The organism is Streptomyces sp. OfavH-34-F, assembly GCF_022347745.1.
In the GTDB taxonomy this organism is placed as follows: Bacteria; Actinomycetota; Actinomycetes; order Streptomycetales; family Streptomycetaceae; genus Streptomyces.
Window position 1 is genome coordinate 1 of sequence record NZ_JAKRGC010000126.1, and the last position, 16,967, is coordinate 16,967.

17 protein-coding genes are annotated in these 16,967 nt (G+C 72.8%); 7 read left to right on the plus strand and 10 right to left on the minus strand.

Annotated elements, in window-relative coordinates:
* The 8 genes from MHW47_RS19130 to MHW47_RS19165 all read right to left on the minus strand — a co-directional run.
* Positions 1-2,335, minus strand: a 2,335-nt coding sequence (locus tag MHW47_RS19130; RefSeq protein ID WP_239224836.1) for a polyketide synthase, incomplete at its 3' end; no start/stop codon positions are given.
* Positions 2,336-2,351: 16 nt separating this feature from the next.
* The gene (locus tag MHW47_RS19135; RefSeq protein ID WP_239224838.1) at positions 2,352-4,424 is read right to left on the minus strand and encodes a non-ribosomal peptide synthetase; all 2,073 of its coding nucleotides are present in this window, start codon (positions 4,422-4,424) and stop codon (positions 2,352-2,354) included.
* Between the two features lie 10 nt (positions 4,425-4,434).
* On the minus strand, positions 4,435-5,520 hold the full coding sequence (locus MHW47_RS19140; RefSeq protein ID WP_239224840.1) for an HAD family hydrolase: 1,086 nt from the start codon (positions 5,518-5,520) through the stop codon (positions 4,435-4,437).
* Entirely contained in the window at positions 5,517-6,671 is a 1,155-nt protein-coding gene (locus tag MHW47_RS19145; protein WP_239224841.1) for an acyl-CoA dehydrogenase family protein, read from the minus strand. Before MHW47_RS19145 ends, MHW47_RS19140 begins: the two co-directional genes overlap by 4 nt.
* On the minus strand, positions 6,655-6,936 hold the full coding sequence (locus MHW47_RS19150; protein WP_239224843.1) for an acyl carrier protein: 282 nt from the start codon (positions 6,934-6,936) through the stop codon (positions 6,655-6,657). Before MHW47_RS19150 ends, MHW47_RS19145 begins: the two co-directional genes overlap by 17 nt.
* The gene (locus MHW47_RS19155) at positions 6,933-7,976 is read right to left on the minus strand and encodes a 3-oxoacyl-ACP synthase (RefSeq protein WP_239224844.1); all 1,044 of its coding nucleotides are present in this window, start codon (positions 7,974-7,976) and stop codon (positions 6,933-6,935) included. The genes MHW47_RS19150 and MHW47_RS19155 overlap by 4 nt, the downstream gene beginning before the upstream one ends.
* A 391-nt stretch (positions 7,977-8,367) precedes the next feature.
* Positions 8,368-8,871 (minus strand): lamin tail domain-containing protein, encoded by a 504-nt coding sequence (locus MHW47_RS19160; RefSeq protein WP_239224845.1) that lies wholly within the window; start codon positions 8,869-8,871, stop codon positions 8,368-8,370.
* A 156-nt stretch (positions 8,872-9,027) separates the two neighbouring features.
* Positions 9,028-9,249, minus strand: a complete 222-nt coding sequence (locus tag MHW47_RS19165; RefSeq protein WP_239224847.1) for a hypothetical protein — start codon at positions 9,247-9,249, stop codon at positions 9,028-9,030.
* Between the two features lie 374 nt (positions 9,250-9,623).
* Between MHW47_RS19165 and MHW47_RS19170 the strand changes: the two genes are divergently transcribed.
* On the plus strand, positions 9,624-10,223 hold the full coding sequence (locus MHW47_RS19170; RefSeq protein WP_239224848.1) for a nitroreductase family protein: 600 nt from the start codon (positions 9,624-9,626) through the stop codon (positions 10,221-10,223).
* Here the strand turns inward: MHW47_RS19170 and MHW47_RS19175 are convergent.
* Positions 10,202-10,735 (minus strand): hypothetical protein, encoded by a 534-nt coding sequence (locus MHW47_RS19175; protein WP_239224849.1) that lies wholly within the window; start codon positions 10,733-10,735, stop codon positions 10,202-10,204. The two genes, MHW47_RS19170 and MHW47_RS19175, sit on opposite strands and share 22 nt — an antisense overlap.
* 193 nt (positions 10,736-10,928) lie before the next feature.
* On the opposite strand from MHW47_RS19175, the gene MHW47_RS19180 reads away from it, so the two are divergent.
* From MHW47_RS19180 to MHW47_RS19190, 3 genes are all read left to right on the plus strand, one after another.
* Positions 10,929-11,084: a hypothetical protein gene (locus MHW47_RS19180; RefSeq protein ID WP_239224850.1), complete on the plus strand. Its 156-nt coding sequence runs from the start codon at positions 10,929-10,931 to the stop codon at positions 11,082-11,084.
* 364 nt (positions 11,085-11,448) lie between these two features.
* Positions 11,449-13,161 carry a hypothetical protein gene (locus MHW47_RS19185; protein WP_239224851.1) on the plus strand — a complete coding sequence of 571 codons (1,713 nt, stop codon included), beginning with the start codon at positions 11,449-11,451 and terminating at the stop codon, positions 13,159-13,161.
* On the plus strand, positions 13,161-13,715 hold the full coding sequence (locus tag MHW47_RS19190) for a hypothetical protein (protein WP_239224852.1): 555 nt from the start codon (positions 13,161-13,163) through the stop codon (positions 13,713-13,715). Before MHW47_RS19185 ends, MHW47_RS19190 begins: the two co-directional genes overlap by 1 nt.
* Before the next feature lie 156 nt (positions 13,716-13,871).
* On the opposite strand, the gene MHW47_RS19195 is transcribed toward MHW47_RS19190, so the two are convergent.
* Positions 13,872-14,468, minus strand: a complete 597-nt coding sequence (locus tag MHW47_RS19195; RefSeq protein WP_239224853.1) for a TetR/AcrR family transcriptional regulator — start codon at positions 14,466-14,468, stop codon at positions 13,872-13,874.
* A gap of 173 nt (positions 14,469-14,641) precedes the next feature.
* On the opposite strand from MHW47_RS19195, the gene MHW47_RS19200 reads away from it, so the two are divergent.
* From MHW47_RS19200 to MHW47_RS19210, 3 genes are all read left to right on the plus strand, one after another.
* Positions 14,642-15,607 (plus strand): chlorophyllase, encoded by a 966-nt coding sequence (locus MHW47_RS19200; protein WP_239224856.1) that lies wholly within the window; start codon positions 14,642-14,644, stop codon positions 15,605-15,607.
* A 166-nt stretch (positions 15,608-15,773) separates the two neighbouring features.
* Positions 15,774-16,343, plus strand: coding sequence for a PadR family transcriptional regulator (locus MHW47_RS19205; RefSeq protein ID WP_239224854.1), 570 nt, complete (start codon positions 15,774-15,776; stop codon positions 16,341-16,343).
* The coding region (locus MHW47_RS19210; protein ID WP_239224855.1) for an SGNH/GDSL hydrolase family protein at positions 16,330-16,967 on the plus strand (638 nt) is incomplete at its 3' end. The genes MHW47_RS19205 and MHW47_RS19210, both read left to right, overlap by 14 nt.

Here is a 16,967-nt window from a genome sequence, read left to right on the forward strand (position 1 = left end):
GGGGGGGGGGGGAGGGGGCGGGGGGGGGGGGCAGGGGGGCGGTGGGGGGGGGGGGGGGGGCCGTGGCCGGGAGGGGGGGGGGGGCGGGGGTGGTCGGCGGTGCGGCCGGCGGGGCGGGGATGCGCGGCGTCTCGATGCGGGGCGCCTCGATGCGCGGCGTCTCCCCCACGGTCCGGGCCCAGCACGGCACGCCGCGGAACGGCTCCCCCGGCAGGGGCACGCGACGGGCACCGGGGGGCGTCTGCGTGGCCCAGTCGAGGTCGTGACCTCGCTCGTAGAGCCGTGCCAGTACGCCGGGCACGCCGTCCGTGGCGGGCCCCGCGGTGAGCACGTCGGCGCCGGGCCGGCCGGCGAGGTACTCGGTCAACTGGTCGCTGAGTTCGCCCCGGGCGCCCAGCTCCACGAACACCACGGGTCCGTGGGCGAGTTGTTCGTCGGCCGCGGACCGCAGCCGGTCCTGGCTCAGGGGCGGGACGGTGACGTCCCCCTGGGCGAGGGACCTGCGGTCGTCGTCGGTGAGGGTGCCGTTCAGGTGGCGGAGCACGTAGCGCGAGAGGCCCGAGCTGATCTGTCCGTCCGGGGTGATCCCGGCCGTGACCAGCGCGGTGTGGGCGGCGAGCTGGCCGCGCGCGGTGTCGGCGTGGGCCCCGGGGAGCGGGAGCGCGCCGGGCAGCGAGTCCGTCCCGGCGGCGCCGGAGGGCGGCTCCGCGTCACCGGACAGCAGGAACACGACCCGGGGCCGTACGGGAGGCCCGGAGGCCCGGTCCGCGGCGGCCGCAGGGGCGTCCGGGAGTGCCGGGTCCGGCGGGGCTGCGGCCGTCCCGCGCCAGGTGACCGCCGCCGCCAGTTCGGCCGCGAGGTGCCGGGTGCGGTCGGCCACCACGGCCAGCCGGAAGGGGTGGTGTTCCCGGCCCGTGTTGAGGGTCCTGGCCACGTCGTCCAGGGGGAGGTCTCCGGAACGCAGCGCCAGCGACAGCCGCTCGCACACGTCGTACAGGTCGTCCTCGGTGCGGCCCGACACCCCGATCAGCCGGGGCGTCCCGTCCGGGGCGGGACGCGGGAGCGGTGGCGGCTCCTCGACCACGCAGTGCGCGTTGACACCGCCGAGGCTGAAGGAGCTGACGCCGGCCCGCCGGGGGCCCTCGGACCGCCAGGGCCGCAGCGAGGTCACCACGTCCAGGTCGGCGCCGGCCAGGTCCACCTCGGGGGCGGCCTGCCGGAAGTGCAGCGACGGGTACAGCTCGGCGTGACGCACGCTGAGGATCGTCTTGACCAGGCCCGCGATGCCGGCCGCGTGGTCCAGGTGGCCGAGGTTGGTCTTCAGGGAGCCGACCGGGAGGGTGCCGCCCCGGCCCCGGCGGGCGAGGGCGACGCCCTCCACCTCGACGGCGTCGCCGAGCCGGGTGCCCGAGCCGTGAGCCTCCAGGTAGCCGGCCGTGGCGAGGTCGAGGCCCGCGCGGCTCCAGGCGCGGGTGATGACGTCGGCCTGGGCGCGGGCGCTGGGGGTGGCGATGGTGGCGGAGTGGCGGCCGTTGTGCGCGGTGGCGGTCCCCCGGATCACCGCGTACACGTACGCGCCCTCGTCCAGGGCCCGTTCGAGGGTCGTGAGGAGCAGGACGGCGCCGCCCTCCCCCGCGCCCGCGCCGTCCGCCGCCGCGTCGAAGGCGCGGGAGCGTGCGGTGGGCGAGGCGATGCCGGGATAGTCGTCGTAGGCGGCGGCCGGGGCGATGACGTGCCGCAGGCTCACGCCGCCGACGACGGCGTACTCCGCCTCGCCGTCGCCGAGTTCGCGGCAGGCGTGGTGGACGGCGACGAGGGAGCCGTTGCACCCGGTGTCGACGCCGTAGCAGGGTCCGGTGAGGGCGAAGCGGTGGGCGATGCGGGCGGGCAGCGCGAAGGGGATGTTGCCCATGAGGCTGAGGGTGCCCGGTTCGCTGACGAACGGCAGGTAGCCGTTGCTGGGCGAGCTGAACACCACGGCCGTGCGGCTGTCGCGCATCTCCGCCGGGGTGTAGCCGGCGTTCTCCAGCGCCTCCTGGGTGAGGTGGAGCGCCAGTCGGTGCTGGGGGTCGGTGACCTCCGCCTCGTGCCGGGAGAGGCCGAAGCGCTCGTGGTCGAAGAGGTCGATCCGGTCCAGATAACCCATGTCGGGGTAGTCGGGGGCGGGATCGAGCCCGGTGGCGGCGATCCGCTGCTCGGGGGCCGGGCGTACGGAGTCCCGGCCGGCGCGCAGGTTCGCGCGCAGGGTCGGGAGGTCGGCGGCCTCGGGCAGGCGGGTCGCGATGCCGATGACCGCGATGCCGCCGGTGGCGGCCCCGGTTGTCTGCGCCTTCACGCGGAACACTCCTTCGTCACAGCTCGTAGGCGACCGGGGCGGGACCGGTGGGCGGCGGCGGGGGGACGGCGGTGCTGGGGGGTGCGGTCCGTTCTGCGATGGCGCCCGCCTGGGCGGCGATGGTGGTGAGGTCGAACAGCTCCCCCACGCGCACCGCTCCCGGCCACCGTTCCTCCAGGGCGCTGTACAGCTCGATGATCTTGAGCGAGTTGCCGCCCATGCCGAAGAAGTTGTCGTCGGGGCCCGCGTCGTGGTGTCCCAGCACCTCGGTCCAGATGTCCCGGACGGTGCCGAGGAGCGCGGCGCCGTCCTCGTGTCCGGTCCGGGGCCCGGTGCGCACGGTGCCGCTCCCCGGCCCGGGGCCGGGGGCGGGCTCCCCGGCGGCGGGGAGGAGAGCGGCGAGCGCGCGGCGGTCGGCCTTGCCGGTGGAGGTGAGCGCCATCCGGTCGAGGACCACGAAGTGCTGGGGCAGCGCCTGCTCGACGAGGTGGAAGCGGCAGTGGCGGCGTAGTGCGCGGGGTTCGGGGACGGTCCGTCCCGGTACGGCGGTGAGGAACGCGGCGAGCGCGGGTTCGCCGTCCTGCGGGCGTGCGTGGAGCACGACGGCCTGGTCGACCGCGGGATGCGATTCGAGGGCGGCTTCGACGTCGCCGAGTTCGATGCGGGTGCCGCGGATCTTCACCTGCTGGTCGGCCCTGCCGTGGTAGTGCAGGGTGCCGTCCGGGTCGCGGTGGGCAATGTCGCCGGTCCGGTAGAGGCGGGCTCCCTCGGGGCCGAAGGGGGAGGCGACGAAGCGTTCGGCGGTGAGGCCGGGCGCGCGGGCGTAGCCGAGGGCGACGAAGGCCCCGCCGATGTACAGCTCGCCCTTCTCCCCCGGTGCCGTCTCGCGCAGCCGGTCGTCCAGGACGTGGGTGGTGGCGCCGGGCCAGGGCCGGCCGATGGGGATGCGTTCCGCTTCCGGGTCGGGCCGGTCCTCCACGGTGCAGGAGACGACGGCCTCGGTCGGCCCGTACTCGTTGATCAGGCGGGCGCCGGGCAGCAGGGCGCGGTGGGTCCTGACCAGTTCGGGCGTGCAGACCTCGCCGGCGACGACGACCGCGGTGAGGCTGTCGGGGAGCCGTTCGGGGCAGGCGAGGAGCAGCCGGTAGTAGGACGGCACGATGATGAGGTGCGTCGCGCGGTGGCGTCGGGCGAGGCGTACGAAGTCGGGGGCGAGCCGGAGTTCGCGCGCGGTCGGCAGCAGCAGGGTGTGGCCGTGGGAGAACGACCAGAACATGCCGGCGAGCATGCCGTCGAAGGAGAGGCGCATCGCCATCAGGAACACCGAGGGGCCGGTGCCGTAGACGGTGCCGCGCGGGCGGACGGAGTCCGCGAGCTGACGGCGGGTCACGACGACGCCCTTGGGCGTGCCGGTGGACCCCGAGGTGTAGATGAGGTACGCGGGAAGGTCCTCCGGGACCGGTTCCGGGGGCGTCCGGGGCGCCGCCGTGCGGGAGCCGGCTTCGGCGAGTGCGTCGAGGTCGAGGTCCTCGGCGGGCAGGAGGAACGGTGTGCCGCCGGATCGCGCCGGGTCGTCACAGGGCCGGGAGGAGCCGTGGGGGCCCGGGAAGCCGTGGGGGTCAGGGGAGCCGTGGGGGCCGGGCCGCCCGGCCGGGTCGTCGTCGTCGGGCCGGAGCAGGTCGCGGGTGTCCGCGCCGCCGACGATGACGGCGCAGTCGGTGTCGTTCAGGAACGCCCGCAGCCTGGCTTCGGGGAGGTCGGGCTCGAGCGCCGCCCAGGCCGCGCCGACCCGGAGCGTCGCGAGGACGGTGACGACGGCCAGAGCGCTCTGTTCGAGCCGGATGCCGACCGTGTTCCCGGGGCGGGCGCCTGCCGTGCGGAGCCGTGCGGCAAGTCCGGCGGAGGCGTCGGCGAGTTCGCGGTAGCGGAGCACGGTGTCGCCGATGACGAGGGCGGTCGCCCCGGGGGTGCGGTCGGCCTGGGCGAGGAACGCGTCGAGCAGGGATCGCGGCGAGGCGCCGGCCACGCCGTTCATCCCACTCGGTCCGCGTTCCCCGGTTCTGACTTCCTCGGTCCGCTCGGCGGTCACTGCGGCCTCCTCATGACGGGCGGACGATCAGTCGGACGTGGGGGTCGGGTTCGCCGACGGGGTGGTCCGCCGGTACTTCGAGGACCATCGGGCCGCCGTCGCCAGCGCCCTTCGCGACGGGGGCGTATCCGGCGAACCGCAGGGTGACGAGCATGGTGCGGTTCACCGCGGTCGGCACGAAGTGGGTGACCGGTCTGCGGCCCTCGGCGCGGGCCTGCCGGACGAGGTGGGAAAGCATCAGCTGCCCCGCGCCCCGGGAGGCGACCCGGCAGGACATCAGCATCAGCCGCAGCACGGACTCGTCGGGGGTGAGTTCGGTGACGGAGAGGCCGACGACGCCGTAGTCACCGAACCGGTCGCTGAGCCGGGCGAGCCTGACCTGGTGGTCGGGAGCGGCGATCAGGCGGCGCAACTCCTCCTCCCCGTAGACCAGTCCCGTGCTGTTGAGCTGGTGGGTGCGTACGGTGAGTTCGCTGGCGCGGGCGAGGTCGGCCTCGGTGGCCGGGGCGATCTCCATGACGAGGCCGAGCGAGGCGAGGAACGCGCGCCGGTCGCCCCCGGCCTCCTCCTCCGCCTGGCGCCTGCGCCATTCGGTGCGGTACAGCAGGCGACGGCCGGCCGCCTCCTCGGTGACGTGCTCGGGGCAGAACTCGGGGCGCTCGGGGAGCAGCCCGGTGAGCGCTGCGGGATAGCAGCGGACCATGGGGAGGGCGGCGGCGACCTCGGCCCGTTCGGCGGGGTCGTTGTCGACGAACGCGACGGTGTCGAGGCCGATGTTGAGCGTCTCGGCGATGTGCCGTACGGCGGTCGACTTGTCGCCCCAGCCGATCCGCGCCGCGCAGAACCACTCGCCGAGTCCGGTGGCGTCGAGGTGGGCGGTCGCGGTGTCGTGGTCCCCCCTGCTGACTGCGGCGTGGAGGATGCCGCGGGAGTCGAGGGTCTTGAGGGTCGTCACGGCGTGCGGGAAGGGCGGGGGGTCGTCGCCTTCGAGGACGACGCCGTCCCAGAGGGTGTCGTCCAGGTCCCACACCAGGCACTTGACGGTGGGAGGCGTGCCCGGGGCGAGCGCGTGTCCGTTCGTGCCGGGGGCGCTCACGCGACGGCCCCGTGACGGCGCAAGAGCTGTTCGGCCAGGTGGGATTCGGCCACTTCCTGGGCTCCTTCGATGATCTCCATGACCTTGGCGTCCCGGTAGTGGCGGCCGGCGCGGCTGTCCGGGGCGATGCCCGCGGCGCCGAGTACCTGAACGGCCGCCCTGGCGGTTTCGGCGGCGGCACCGGCGGCCGCGTACTTCGCCATGATCGTTTCGGTGATGCCGCGGCCCGGTCCGCGGGTGCGGGCGCGGCCGGCGAGAGCGGCGAGTTCGCGCGCGGCGGCGGCGCTCACGGCGCTACGGGCCAGGAGCGCGCCGACCGACTGGTGGCGGCCGAGCGGCAGACCGCCCTGGAGCCGGGCGGCGGCGTGCGCGGCGGCGTCGGCGACGCATGCCTCGGCCATGCCGACGCACCCCCAGGCGACGGTGTAGCGGCCGTGGTCGAGCGCGCTCGCGGCGACGTGGGACAGGCCGGTGCCGGGCGGGGCGATCCGGTGGCCGGCGGGAATCCGGACGCCGTCCAGGGTGACGTGGGCGATTCCGGCGGCGCGCATGCCGAGCTGGCCGGTGACGGGCTCCGTGCGGACGCCGCTCCTGGTGGTCTCCACCAGGACGGTGGTGAGGCCGTCCGGGTGGCGGCCGAGGACGAGCAGGACGTCGGCACTCTCCCCGAAGGTGACCCATTTCTTGCGGCCGGTGACGCGGAGTCCGTCGCCGTCGTCCTCGATGGTGGTGGCCACTTCGCCGAGTGCGCTGCCCGCCCCGTCCTCGGTGGCGGCGAAGCCGGCGATGAGGGTGCCGTCGGCCAGGCCCGGCAGCCAGTCGGCGCGCTGGGCGCGGGTTCCCCAGCGCAGCAGTGCGGCGGCGACCATGGACTGCACGGTGAGCAGGCCGCGCAGGGCGCTGCACACGCCGCCCAGGTGGGCGGTGACCTCGCCGAGTTCGGCCGGGGTCAGGCCCCTGCCGCCGTGCTGGGAGGGCAGGTCGGCGGCGAGGAGTCCGGTGGCCGCCAGGGTGCGCAGGGCTTCCGGCGGTACGCGTCCTTCGGCGTCCCAGCGGCTCGCCGGTTCCCGGAAGGCGGCGGCCAGTTCGGCGGCGGCGGCGACCAGGGGCGATGCCCCGGGTGCGCCGCCCGCCTCAGAGGTCGCCGGCATGGGCCGGGGCGGGTTCGGCGCCGTCCGTCTTGGCGTGCACGAAGGCGGTGAGGCGGCGGGCGGTGCGGAAGCTGTCGAGGTCGAGGTCCTCGACCTCGACGGTCAGCGAGAACCGGTCCTCGACGTACGTGACGAGTTCCAGCGCGAACAGCGAGTCGACGAGCCCGAGGGCGAAGTAGTCGTCGTCGGGGCCGACGTCCCTGCGCAGGGCTTCGGTCAGGAAGCGGATGATCTCCTCGGTGGTCTCCGCGGGTCCACGGCTCATGCGATGCTCCCCTGTCCGCTCGGCGGACCTGTCTCGACCAGCAGGACGCTCCACGCCGCGACCGGGCTCACGTTGATGAGGACGGCGAGGTCTCCCTCGGCCAGTTCCTTGCGGGCCAGGGCGGTGGAGAGGTTCAGGAAGGTGTCGTTGGCACCGAGGTGGCCCAGGGCGCGGAGGTTGTCCCGGCAGGACGGCAGCAGGGCGATGTCCAGGGATTCCTCGATGAACGCCAGGCCGCCGGCCGAGAGGTTCTGGCTGGCGTAGCCGGCCACGTCGGCCCGGGTGAGTCCGTTGCGTGCGAGCAGTTCGGCGACCATCTCGGCGAGGCGGTTCCTGGTCTCCATGGCGAGCCGGAAGGAGTACCCGGGCAGGTCGGAGCACTTCTCGCGCCACTGCGCCGTGGGGCGGTCGCGGAATTCCAGGCCGAAGAGGTCCCAGTAGCGTCCGTTGGTCCGCTGAAGGGCGTCCACGAGGTGGAGGGGTGCGGCCGGGTCGGGGCGGCCGAGCAGGAGTGCCATGCCGCTGTCGCCGTTGACGGTCACGGGGTGGCGGTAGCGTCCGGCGGCGGCGGGCTTGCTGCCGTGGGCGACGAGTACGGGGCCGAGGCCGGGATCGGCGGCGAGCAGGCCGCGGGCGGTGAGCAGCGCGGGGGTGGAGGAGACGCAGCCGAGTCCGCCGACCGAGAAGGTGAGCGCGTGGTCGGCGCCCAGCGCGTGTTGCAGCCGGGTCGCGTCGGAGCTGATCAGGGTCTCGGGGGCGCGCGGCTCGACGAGGATCAGGGCGCCGAGCGCGGCGGCCTCGATCCCGGCGGCGTCGAGTGCGTGCCGGGCGGCTCGTTCGGCCAGGTCGGCGGCGGTGAGCGTGTCGGCGGACGCGACGGTGTCGATGCCGAGTCCGCGGCAGGTCAGACGCTCCGGCTCGGTGAGTCCCGCGAGTTCGGGAAGGTCCGCGACGGTCCGGGTGTGGTCCGGGAGGTGTCGGCCGATCGCGTTGATCGCGACCCTCGGTGCGGTGGTACGGAACGTGCCCTCGGCGCCCATGCGGCTCCCAGCGTTCGACGCTTCGTCGAGCGAAACCCTAGGACTGCTCTACGTTATTGCGCAAGTACGTAATTTCTTAACTGCGAGGCGTCCGCATCCGGAACAACAGAGTCCGCGTCGCTGTGCGCGACACGAAAGGCCGCCGCCCGAACCCCTGGCAGCCGGGCGGCCCCGCAGTCGCAGTGGATGCCGTACACACCCTCGCCAACGCCGGGGCCGGGCCCATTGTGGTGGACCGGCGCAGCCCGGACCACCTTCGATCTGCTGATATGCCGAGCCGCACCCGTCTCCCCGCCGGCCGCCCGGTCACCCTCCCGGCGATCAGGAGCCGGCGATGACAGAGCCCTCGCGGCGCCCGGCCGGGCGCCGCGAGGGCTCTGTCATGAGGGGACTACCCGTGGAAGGTGATGTAGCCGTTGCCGTCGCGGTCGTTGCTCTTCTTGGTGTAGGAGTGGACGTCCGCGCGGGCACCCGAGGGCTTGTACAGGTAGATGGTGTCCTTGTCGTTGTTCCAGATGAAGTTGCAGTTCTGGCGGTAGACGACGTTCTTGGCGTCGGAGTCGGTGCCCCGGTTGCCGCGGAGCTTGACGTAGTCGCCGGGCTCCAGCGTGTGGGACTTGGTGAAGGTGAACCTGTTCCCGGCCGCGTCCTTGACGACGTAGCCCTTGAGGTTCACCTTCGTGGTGCGCGAGTAGTTCTTGATCGTCAGGTACTCGCTCGCGGCGTTGCCGCCCGAGCACTTGTTGGAGTCGCGGCCCGGAGCGTCGTACTGGACACCCTTGACCTTCAGGGCCGAGGAGTACTCGGCCGCCTGGGCCGGGGCCCCGGCGACGAGAGCGAGCGAGACGACCGAAGCCGCCGTCGCGGCGGCGGTCAGGGCATGACGGACACGCATGAGGATTCCCCCCCTCTGTGGTGCGGATGCAGCGTCCGGAGCCTATCGGTAAATGTGACCATCAGGTGAAGGAACAGTGGAGGCGGCATGCGTGACGGCACGTGGACACCGGCCCGGAGCACCGGCCCCCTGGGGGCAGGGCCGGCGCGGTGTGCGCTACGGGCGCGTGATCTCGGTGGTGACCTGGTCGTACCGGTAGAGACGGGGCGTGAAGGAGTACGTGGGGTGGGCCGCCCGGAGACGTGCCGTGGCACCGTCGAGATACGCCCACATGTCGGCGGGGTCCGCGCCGACGCCGAACGTCACGTCGTTCAGCACTTCCATGTCAGGGCTTCCGATGTATCCGACGTACTTGAGGGTCTGGCTGCCGTTGGCCATGGTGGTCCGGGCCTCCTTCGAGGTGCTGTGCGGTGCGTGTCCGTCCTTGCCGCTCGCACCCTCGGCGGCCTGAGCAGTCTCGGTTGTCGTGAGAAGTGTCGCTGCGGCGGCTGCGCCGGTGGTACCGATGAGCGCACGCCGGGAAATGTCTGGCACGGTCCTCCCCCTGCTTCGACGGGCCCTCCCCTGAGGGCTCGCGGCCGACGTTACAACCACCCCATCGCCCTGGAAGGATCATTGCGAAGAATCGTTTTCCCCCGTCCGGCGGCGGCGCTCCCACCAGTCGCCCCGGTCCGGTCCTCGTCCCGCAGAACGCCCGGTGCGGGCGGCATACGTACCGGCGCCGGCCGGAATACGCGAGCACGGTGGTTGGGTTGCAGCAGGACGTGCATCGTCTTCAGAAGTCGTACAACGGCATACACCCCCTGCTCGCCGGGCGCTTCAGCCCGTACAGGTTCGACCCGTCCGGCGCGGTCGACGACCACGCCCTCGGGCTGCTGCTGGAAGCCGCGCGGTGGGCGCCGTCCGCGGGGAACTCCCAGCCGTGGGGCTTCTTCGTCGGCCGGCCGGGTGAGCCGGAGCACGACCGGCTGCTCCCCCACCTCGCACCCAGCTCCGCCTCCTGGGCGGCGGACGCGGGCCTGCTCGTCGTCACGCTGACGCGCCGCTACGTCGACGACACCCGCCTGACCTACTCCGAGTTCGCGGACTACGACCTCGGCCAGGCCATCGCCCACCTGACCGTTCAGGCCCAGGCCCTGGGCCTCGCCGCGCACCAGTTCCGGGCCTTCGACCTGGAAGGGCTCACCAAGGAGCTGGACCCGAACCCCGGCTGGTCCATCGTCTCCATGGTCGCGGTGGGCCGGGCGGCCGACAGCCCCTCGGCGAACCGGGACAGGCGCAGCGTCGGCCACCTGCTCTCCGCCCCGTGGTCCCCGGCGGAACAGGCGAGTCAGCCGGGGAAGGAGAAGTAGAGCGCCTCGCTGTAGAAGGACCCGAAGTGGCTCTGCCAGTCGGCGCGCAGGGAGGTCAGCCACTCCTCGTTTCCACCCGCGATCGCCGCCTCGGCCTCGGCGACGCTGCCGGGGATGTCCGTGGACACCAGGCGTTCCACGCTCGCCTCGGGGTCGTCACCCTCCAGGGAGACCATCTCCCCCGTCTCCAGGACGAAGTACTTCGCTCGCTGCTTCTCGAGGTGGGCCATGCTCCTGGTCACGCACTCGTTGAACTCGGCGTCGTTCTCCAGCCCCTTGCCGACCACGTGCAACAGGTCGCGGAGCAGGGCGACTCCGCCGGCGTAGTCTGCGGCGATGCCGATGCGAGGGTTCCAGATCATGGACGGGACGATCACCGTCCCGCGCCCCACGAGAAGCTTGTGCGCCAGCGGAATGGCCCAGTTGTGCTCGGATATGCACCGGATGGGCTTGGGGATGTCCGCGTCGTCGGGCATCGAGTCGGCGGAGTACAGGTACGAACGATTTGCCATGGCGACGACGCTAGCACCGGGGACTGACAACGCCGGGCCCCGTGAACCCGCAGCGGACATCCTCCGGCTCCCCCTTATTTGGGCCGCGTTGTCCGGCCGTTGGAGCGAGCCCATAGCCTGACCCCGAAGTCTTCGGAGATCAGCAGGCTGTCCGGATTCACGATGACATCGACCGAGTGGGGAGCATTTTCTTATGTTCAAGCACATCTCCGTCTGCGTTGCGGTGATCACCGCCGGCCTCGCCCTGAGCGTCACGGGCTCGGGTACGGCCTCCGCCTGCTCCGCCGAGCCGCAGCTGTCCTCCACCGACCACGCGACGCCCGGCCTCCGGCACCCGATCGGCAGCTAGGAAGTCCCGGCGATCCGGCAGGTACCGCCGTGAGGCCGAGGAGGGCGCTCGGCACCTTGGCGGGAAAGGCTGTTGCCGAACACGGCTCCCTGCCGGATAGTTCCCCTTTTCAGACGGCAAGGGCCGGCACCCCCAGCGTTCTCGCTCGCACGCGCCACCGGGTCCGGCAGCACGGTCAGGGGAGTCGATGGCAGGGCCGGAGCAGCACGAGCAGCCATGGGACCACACGGACGGGGTGTTCGGTCCACCGACGGGCGGGCCGTGGCAGACGCACCACGGCGCGCCTCCGCCACCGGCGCCGTACCCGCCCGTGCCGCCGTATCCCCCCGGCGCCCCGGGCGGAACCCGGCCGCGGTTTCTGCGCATGGGCAGACCCGCCGCGCTGCTTCTGACCGGCGCTGTGGGCGTCCTCGTCCTCGCGCTCGTCGCCGGGCTCGGGCTTCTCGGTGACGACGGGACGCACCCTGCGGCGTCCGACGGTACGGGGCAGGCGAAGCCCGATCCCCGGATTCTCGCGCCCTACCGCCTCGCGCTGGTCGACCTCGCCACCGCACCGGGGCTGCGGTACAAGGACGACCTTCCGGGCGGAATGATGCAGCGCGAGGTCACCGTCACCTCCGCCGGAAGCCGCTTCGGCAGCAACGGCTTCGGCCGTGAGGAACTCGACCGCGAATTCCTCAGCGTCGGCGGAAAGACGTTCACCCGGTGGCGCCAGGACCCCGCGGCCGAGGCGGGTGAGAAGAAGCCGGGCAGGTGGGACGCCGGAGCCGACCGGAACGACGGGCTCACCAGCGAACTCACCCGGCACCGTCCGGCGCCGCCGGAACTCGCCGCGTCGCTGCTGCAGGCTCTGGCCGACCTGGAGTCCCGCCCCGGCAGCGAGGGGTACGCCTCCGAACACCGGGAGGTCGACGGTGTACCGGCCCGCGCGCTCGACACCCCGGCCGGCCGCCTGGTCATCACCGCCGCCCAGCCCCACCGGCTGCTGCGGCTGGAGCGCCCCGCGTCCGGGACGGCGGGCGGGGCCGCGCGGACGGTGAGCCACGTCGTCCCCGCCGAGGACGAAGCGGAAACCGCGGGGAAGGGGCCCTTCGACGGGAAGGACACCCTGGCCCTCGACCTGGAACCGGTCGGCCCCGAAGAGGCTCCCGCGATGTACGACACCCTGGAGAAGCAGACCAAGGAGCTGAGCCGGGCGGGAGACAGCGGCATCTCGCTGTCCCTGCGGGGCGACGGCTCGGTACAGTGCGGCGCCGGCGGCTGTACCGCCACGGGGAAGTTCTCCGGGCAGATCACCACGGAAGCCAGGGCCCGCCTGACGGGCGGCCACGTCACCGCCGTGATGACCTCCACCTTCACCATCGACGGCCGCTCCGGCGGGAGTTGCACGAGCCCGACGACCACGTTCCCGGTCACGGGCAGCGGGGTCTCCGGCAGCCTGACCTGTTCCAACCCGGGGGCGGGCGGCACCTTCGTCTCGGTGGAGGCCCGGAAGAAGGCGGAGGCCCGCGCCCGTTCGCGCGCCTCCGGCGGCCGCCCCGTGCGGTACACGATTCCCTTGCGGGCCAACTCCCTCATCACCGCGCGCGCACTGGCCACGGTCGAGGTCAAGCGGCTCGTGAAGAAGGTCGGCAAGGAACGCAAGGGCGCGGAGCCGTGTTCCGCGTTCCGCGACTTCCGCTCCGGGTTCCTCGCACCGGGCGCCTCGCCGCACAGTCCGATGCGGCAGGTGCGTACGGAGGCACCGCTCGCCGACCTCGCGGCGGCCCGCAAGAAGGACCCGCTGAACTTCGGCAGCAATTACACTGGGCGTCTCGACCGGTTCGAAATCGGAGGTACGACGGATTTCGAGATCCACGTGTACAAGAGCGGCAGGGAAATCGGAATCTTCGGTAGTGACGGATGGTTCGCCAAGCACGGAAAGAGCGCGGATGTGAAGGTGCCGCGCGAGGTGTTCAATCTCCTGAAGGGGCTCGCGGTGGGTGAGCTGAGGCGCGACGGGCGCATCGGCCCCAAGGGCACGGAGAACATCAAGGGCGACAACTGGAAGCGCGACCGCATCACGGGCGGCTGCTGATGAAGTACGTCCGGGTGCGACCGCTGGAGGACATGTACGGCTTCCACCTCGACCCCCGGGAATACCTTCGCGTCCTGCCCGGGATCGTGCCGGAACTCCCGGCCGGCGCGGCGGAATTCGCCTCGGACCCCGGCCATTACGATTTCGGCAGCCCGCGGTGCGTGAAGGATCTGACGCTGCGGCAGGTGGAGGTGCGCGACGATCTCGGACGCGTGTCCATCGATGTGTCCCTGGCTCCGAATGAGTGGAAGCACGAGAGCGGTCTGCGTATTCGCTACACCGGCGTTCACGCGTTCTGGATGAGCTGCGAGGAATCGGAACGCGTGGAGGTCTGCGGATTCGGTGAGGCCACCGGGGCCGCCGCGTTCGCCGAACGTGTGGGCGAGCTGCCTTCGCTGGGTGACCTTCAGCTGGACGAAATCCTTCCCTCTTCCGGCGGGTTCTCGCACGAGATCGCCTTTACGGAAGGTGCGCTGCGGGTGGAGGGCCGCGACCTCGTCGCGCGGTGGGATCAGCCGTCCCCTGCCGGGGCTGCGGGCGAGACAGCAGGCTGAGGTAGCGGCTCTCGGCGCGCCGGGGTGGCCATGACGGCGTGCCCGGTGAGAGGAACACCTGGCTCACGCCGGTCCCCCACCGCTGCCCCGGCGCACCGGCATCACGTCCACCCGGGCCCTCCTGAGGCGTGAGCACCTTACGGCGCTTCTCCCGTCTCAGGCCGTCCGGGGTGTGCGGAGCCCCTGGAGCAGGAGGGCGATCAGGCGGCGGGGGTCGTAGCGGGGGTCGTTCCCGTGCCCGATGCACAGGTTGCCGACGCCGCGCATCAGCTCGTACGCCTCCGTACCGGGGCGGATGTCGCCGGCCTCGACCGCGGCGTCGAGGAGTCGCGCGCAGACCGGCAGCAGGCGGTCGAGGAAGTATTCGTGCAGCGCGGCGAAGCGGTCGTCGTCGGACTGCAGGGCGTCGGCGAGGCCGTGCTTGGTCACGAGGAAGGCGACGAAGAGGTCGATCCACTCGCGCAGGGCGTCGAACGGGGTGTCGGCGGCCTCCAGCAGGTCCGGTCCGGCCGCGGCGCACGCCTCGATCTGGTGGCGGTAGACGGCCGTGACGAGGTCCGCCCGCGTGGGGAAGTGGCGGTAGATCGTGGCCATGCCGACTCCGGCCTCGGCGGCGATCCGGCGGATCGGCGCGTCGACACCGGAGGTGACGAACACCTCCGCGGCAGCGGCGAGAACCGCCTCCCGGTTGCGCTGGGCGTCGGCCCGCTTCCCCCGGGACGGCGACTTCCCCTCAGGGCTGTCGATGGTCACCGCGCACTCCCTCCACACCGATTGACAAAGCGGAACAGCGCTCCGGATACTAAGTGGAGCGGCGCTTCGTTTCAGTTTAGTCGAAGCGCACGCCCCTGTCCGCCCTGCCCTCCACCGGTCGCCGCCGACCGGCGGAAGCGGGCGCCACCGAAAGGGAACCCCCTGTGAGCACCATGAGCACGTCCACCGCCACGCACGCCGACTCCTCCGCCGCGCCCGTTCCGGTCCTGTCGTTCGGCCCCGTCGTCCTCCCGGTCCCCGGGCGCCCCGTGGACCTCCAGGTCCGCGTCACCGCTCCCGCGACCGGGACCGGCCTCCCCGTCATCCTCCTGTCCCACGGCCACGGCCCCTCGAACCACCTCTCCTCGCTCCACGGGTACGCGCCCCTCGCCGACCTCTGGGCCGCGCAGGGGTTCGTCGTCGTCCAGCCCACCCACCTCACCTCCCGCACCCTGAGCCACCTGGTCGCCGGCGCGCCCGGAGCGCCCGACTTCTGGCGGTCCCGGGCGGAGGACATGACCCACGTCCTGGACCGGCTCGACGTACTCGAGCGCACCGTGCCTCAGCTCGCCGGACGGGTCGACGCCTCCGGGGTCGCCGTCGCCGGGCACTCGCTGGGGGGCTTCACGGCCGCGCTGCTGCTGGGTGCCGGGCTCACCGATCCCGACACCGGGGAGCTGGTCCACCTCACCGAGCCCCGGATCAAGGCCGGCGTGCTGCTCGCCGCGCCCGGCCGGGGAGGCGACGTCTTCGACGGACCCATGGCCGAGCAGTGGCCGGTCATCGGCGCCGTCGACTTCTCGACCATGGCCGCGCCCGCGCTGGTCGTCGCCGGGGACAAGGACGACTCCCGGCACTTCACGTCCATGGGGCCGGACTGGCACGCCGACCCGTACACGCTCGCCCCGGGCCCCAAGAGCCTGCTCACCCTGTTCGACGCGGAACACGGGCTGGGAGGGATCGCCGGTTACGACGCCGCCGAGACCACCGACGAGAACCCGCGGCGGGTCGCGGCCCTCGCACGGCTCACCGCCGCCTACCTCCGCTCCACCCTGCGCCCCGGCGCCACCGCGTGGCAGACGGCGTGCAAGGCACTGGCCACCGACGCCGATGCCATGGGGCGCGTCGCATCCAAGTGAGGCCGCGCGCACTCCGGTACGGCGGGACGTCGCCGTGAACGCGCGATCAACGCGCCTCACCCCGAGCCCGGCAGGCGCCCACGCCCGCGTCCCGCGTAGTCATGCATAGGATTAGTCATCATTCTGAGTATGATGCGGGGAACAGGCGCGGGAAGGGGGCCGCTCGATGGCGTTGCGGCATGCGGTGCTGGCGGCGTTGCTGGACGGCGAGTTCAGCGGATACCAGCTGGCGAAGGCGTTCGACATCGGAGTCGCCAACTTCTGGCACGCGCTGCCCCAGCAGCTGTACGCGGAGCTGACGAAGCTGGAGCGGGAGGGCCTGGTCGCGGGCCGGGAAGTGGTCCAGGAGAACCGCCCCAACAAGCGGCTGTTCCACGTCACCGACGCCGGTCGCGCCGTACTGGAGGAGTTCGCCTCGGCCGCGGCGAAGCCCTCGTCCATCCGCGACGACCTGCTGGTCAAGGTCCAGGCCGCCGACCGGGTCGGCACCGCGTCGGTCATCGAGCAGCTCGACGACCGGGCCTCAGCGGCCGAGGCCAAGATCGAACTCCTCGAAGCGCTGCTGTGCACGTTGCGCGGTGACGTGGACGAGGAGGAGTTCCTGCGGGAGGGCAGCCGCATCGGCCCGTATCTCACGTGCCTGCGCGGCCTGTCGTTCGAACAGGGTCACCGGGACTGGTGCCGGCGGACGGCCGCGGTCCTGCGAGCGAGGCGGGCCGCCCATGCCGAACGGTGAATACCTGCGCTACGTCGCCCTGGGCGACAGCCAGACCGAAGGGCTCGGCGACGGGGACGACGCCACCGGCCTGCGCGGCTTCGCCGACCGGCTCGCCGAGCACCTGGCCCGCCTCGATCCCGCGCTGCGGTACGCCAACCTGGCGGTACGGGGACGTGTCGCGAGCCAGGTACGCGAGGAACAACTCGCGCCCGCGCTGGCGATGCGCCCCGACCTGGCCACCGTCGTCGCCGGGGTGAACGACGTGCTCCGGCCCCGGTTCGACGCGGCCGAGGTGGCCGGGCACCTGGAGGAGATGTTCGCGGCGCTCACCGCCTCCGGCGCGCGGGTCGCGACCGTGACCTTCCCCGACCTGGGCAGGATCGCGCCCCTGGCCCGTCCCCTCAGGTCGCGGGTCTTCGCCCTCAACGACCACATCCGTACCGCGGCGGCCCGTCACGGGGTGCTGGTCGCCGAGACGGCCGGGTACCCGGTGACCACCGACTCACGGCTCTGGACCGCGGACCGGCTCCACGCCGGCCCCCTGGGCCACGAGCGGATCGCCGAGGCGCTGGCCCACTGCCTCGGCCTGCCGGGAAGCAGCGACGCCTGGACGCGCCCGCTGCCCGCCCAGGCGGTCCCGCC

Bases quoted from the DNA above. Each gene is read 5' to 3' on its own strand.
- MHW47_RS19145 (WP_239224841.1), bottom strand. From the start codon at position 6,671: ATGCCGGCGACCTCTGAGGCGGGCGGCGCACCCGGGGCATCGCCCCTG.
- MHW47_RS19150 (WP_239224843.1), bottom strand. From the start codon at position 6,936: ATGAGCCGTGGACCCGCGGAGACCACCGAGGAGATCATCCGCTTCCTG.
- MHW47_RS19155 (WP_239224844.1), bottom strand. From the start codon at position 7,976: ATGGGCGCCGAGGGCACGTTCCGTACCACCGCACCGAGGGTCGCGATC.
- MHW47_RS19160 (WP_239224845.1), bottom strand. From the start codon at position 8,871: ATGCGTGTCCGTCATGCCCTGACCGCCGCCGCGACGGCGGCTTCGGTC.
- MHW47_RS19165 (WP_239224847.1), bottom strand. From the start codon at position 9,249: ATGGCCAACGGCAGCCAGACCCTCAAGTACGTCGGATACATCGGAAGC.
- MHW47_RS19175 (WP_239224849.1), bottom strand. From the start codon at position 10,735: ATGGCAAATCGTTCGTACCTGTACTCCGCCGACTCGATGCCCGACGAC.
- MHW47_RS19180 (WP_239224850.1), top strand. From the start codon at position 10,929: ATGTTCAAGCACATCTCCGTCTGCGTTGCGGTGATCACCGCCGGCCTC.
- MHW47_RS19185 (WP_239224851.1), top strand. From the start codon at position 11,449: ATGGGCAGACCCGCCGCGCTGCTTCTGACCGGCGCTGTGGGCGTCCTC.
- MHW47_RS19190 (WP_239224852.1), top strand. From the start codon at position 13,161: ATGAAGTACGTCCGGGTGCGACCGCTGGAGGACATGTACGGCTTCCAC.
- MHW47_RS19200 (WP_239224856.1), top strand. From the start codon at position 14,642: ATGAGCACGTCCACCGCCACGCACGCCGACTCCTCCGCCGCGCCCGTT.
- MHW47_RS19205 (WP_239224854.1), top strand. From the start codon at position 15,774: ATGGCGTTGCGGCATGCGGTGCTGGCGGCGTTGCTGGACGGCGAGTTC.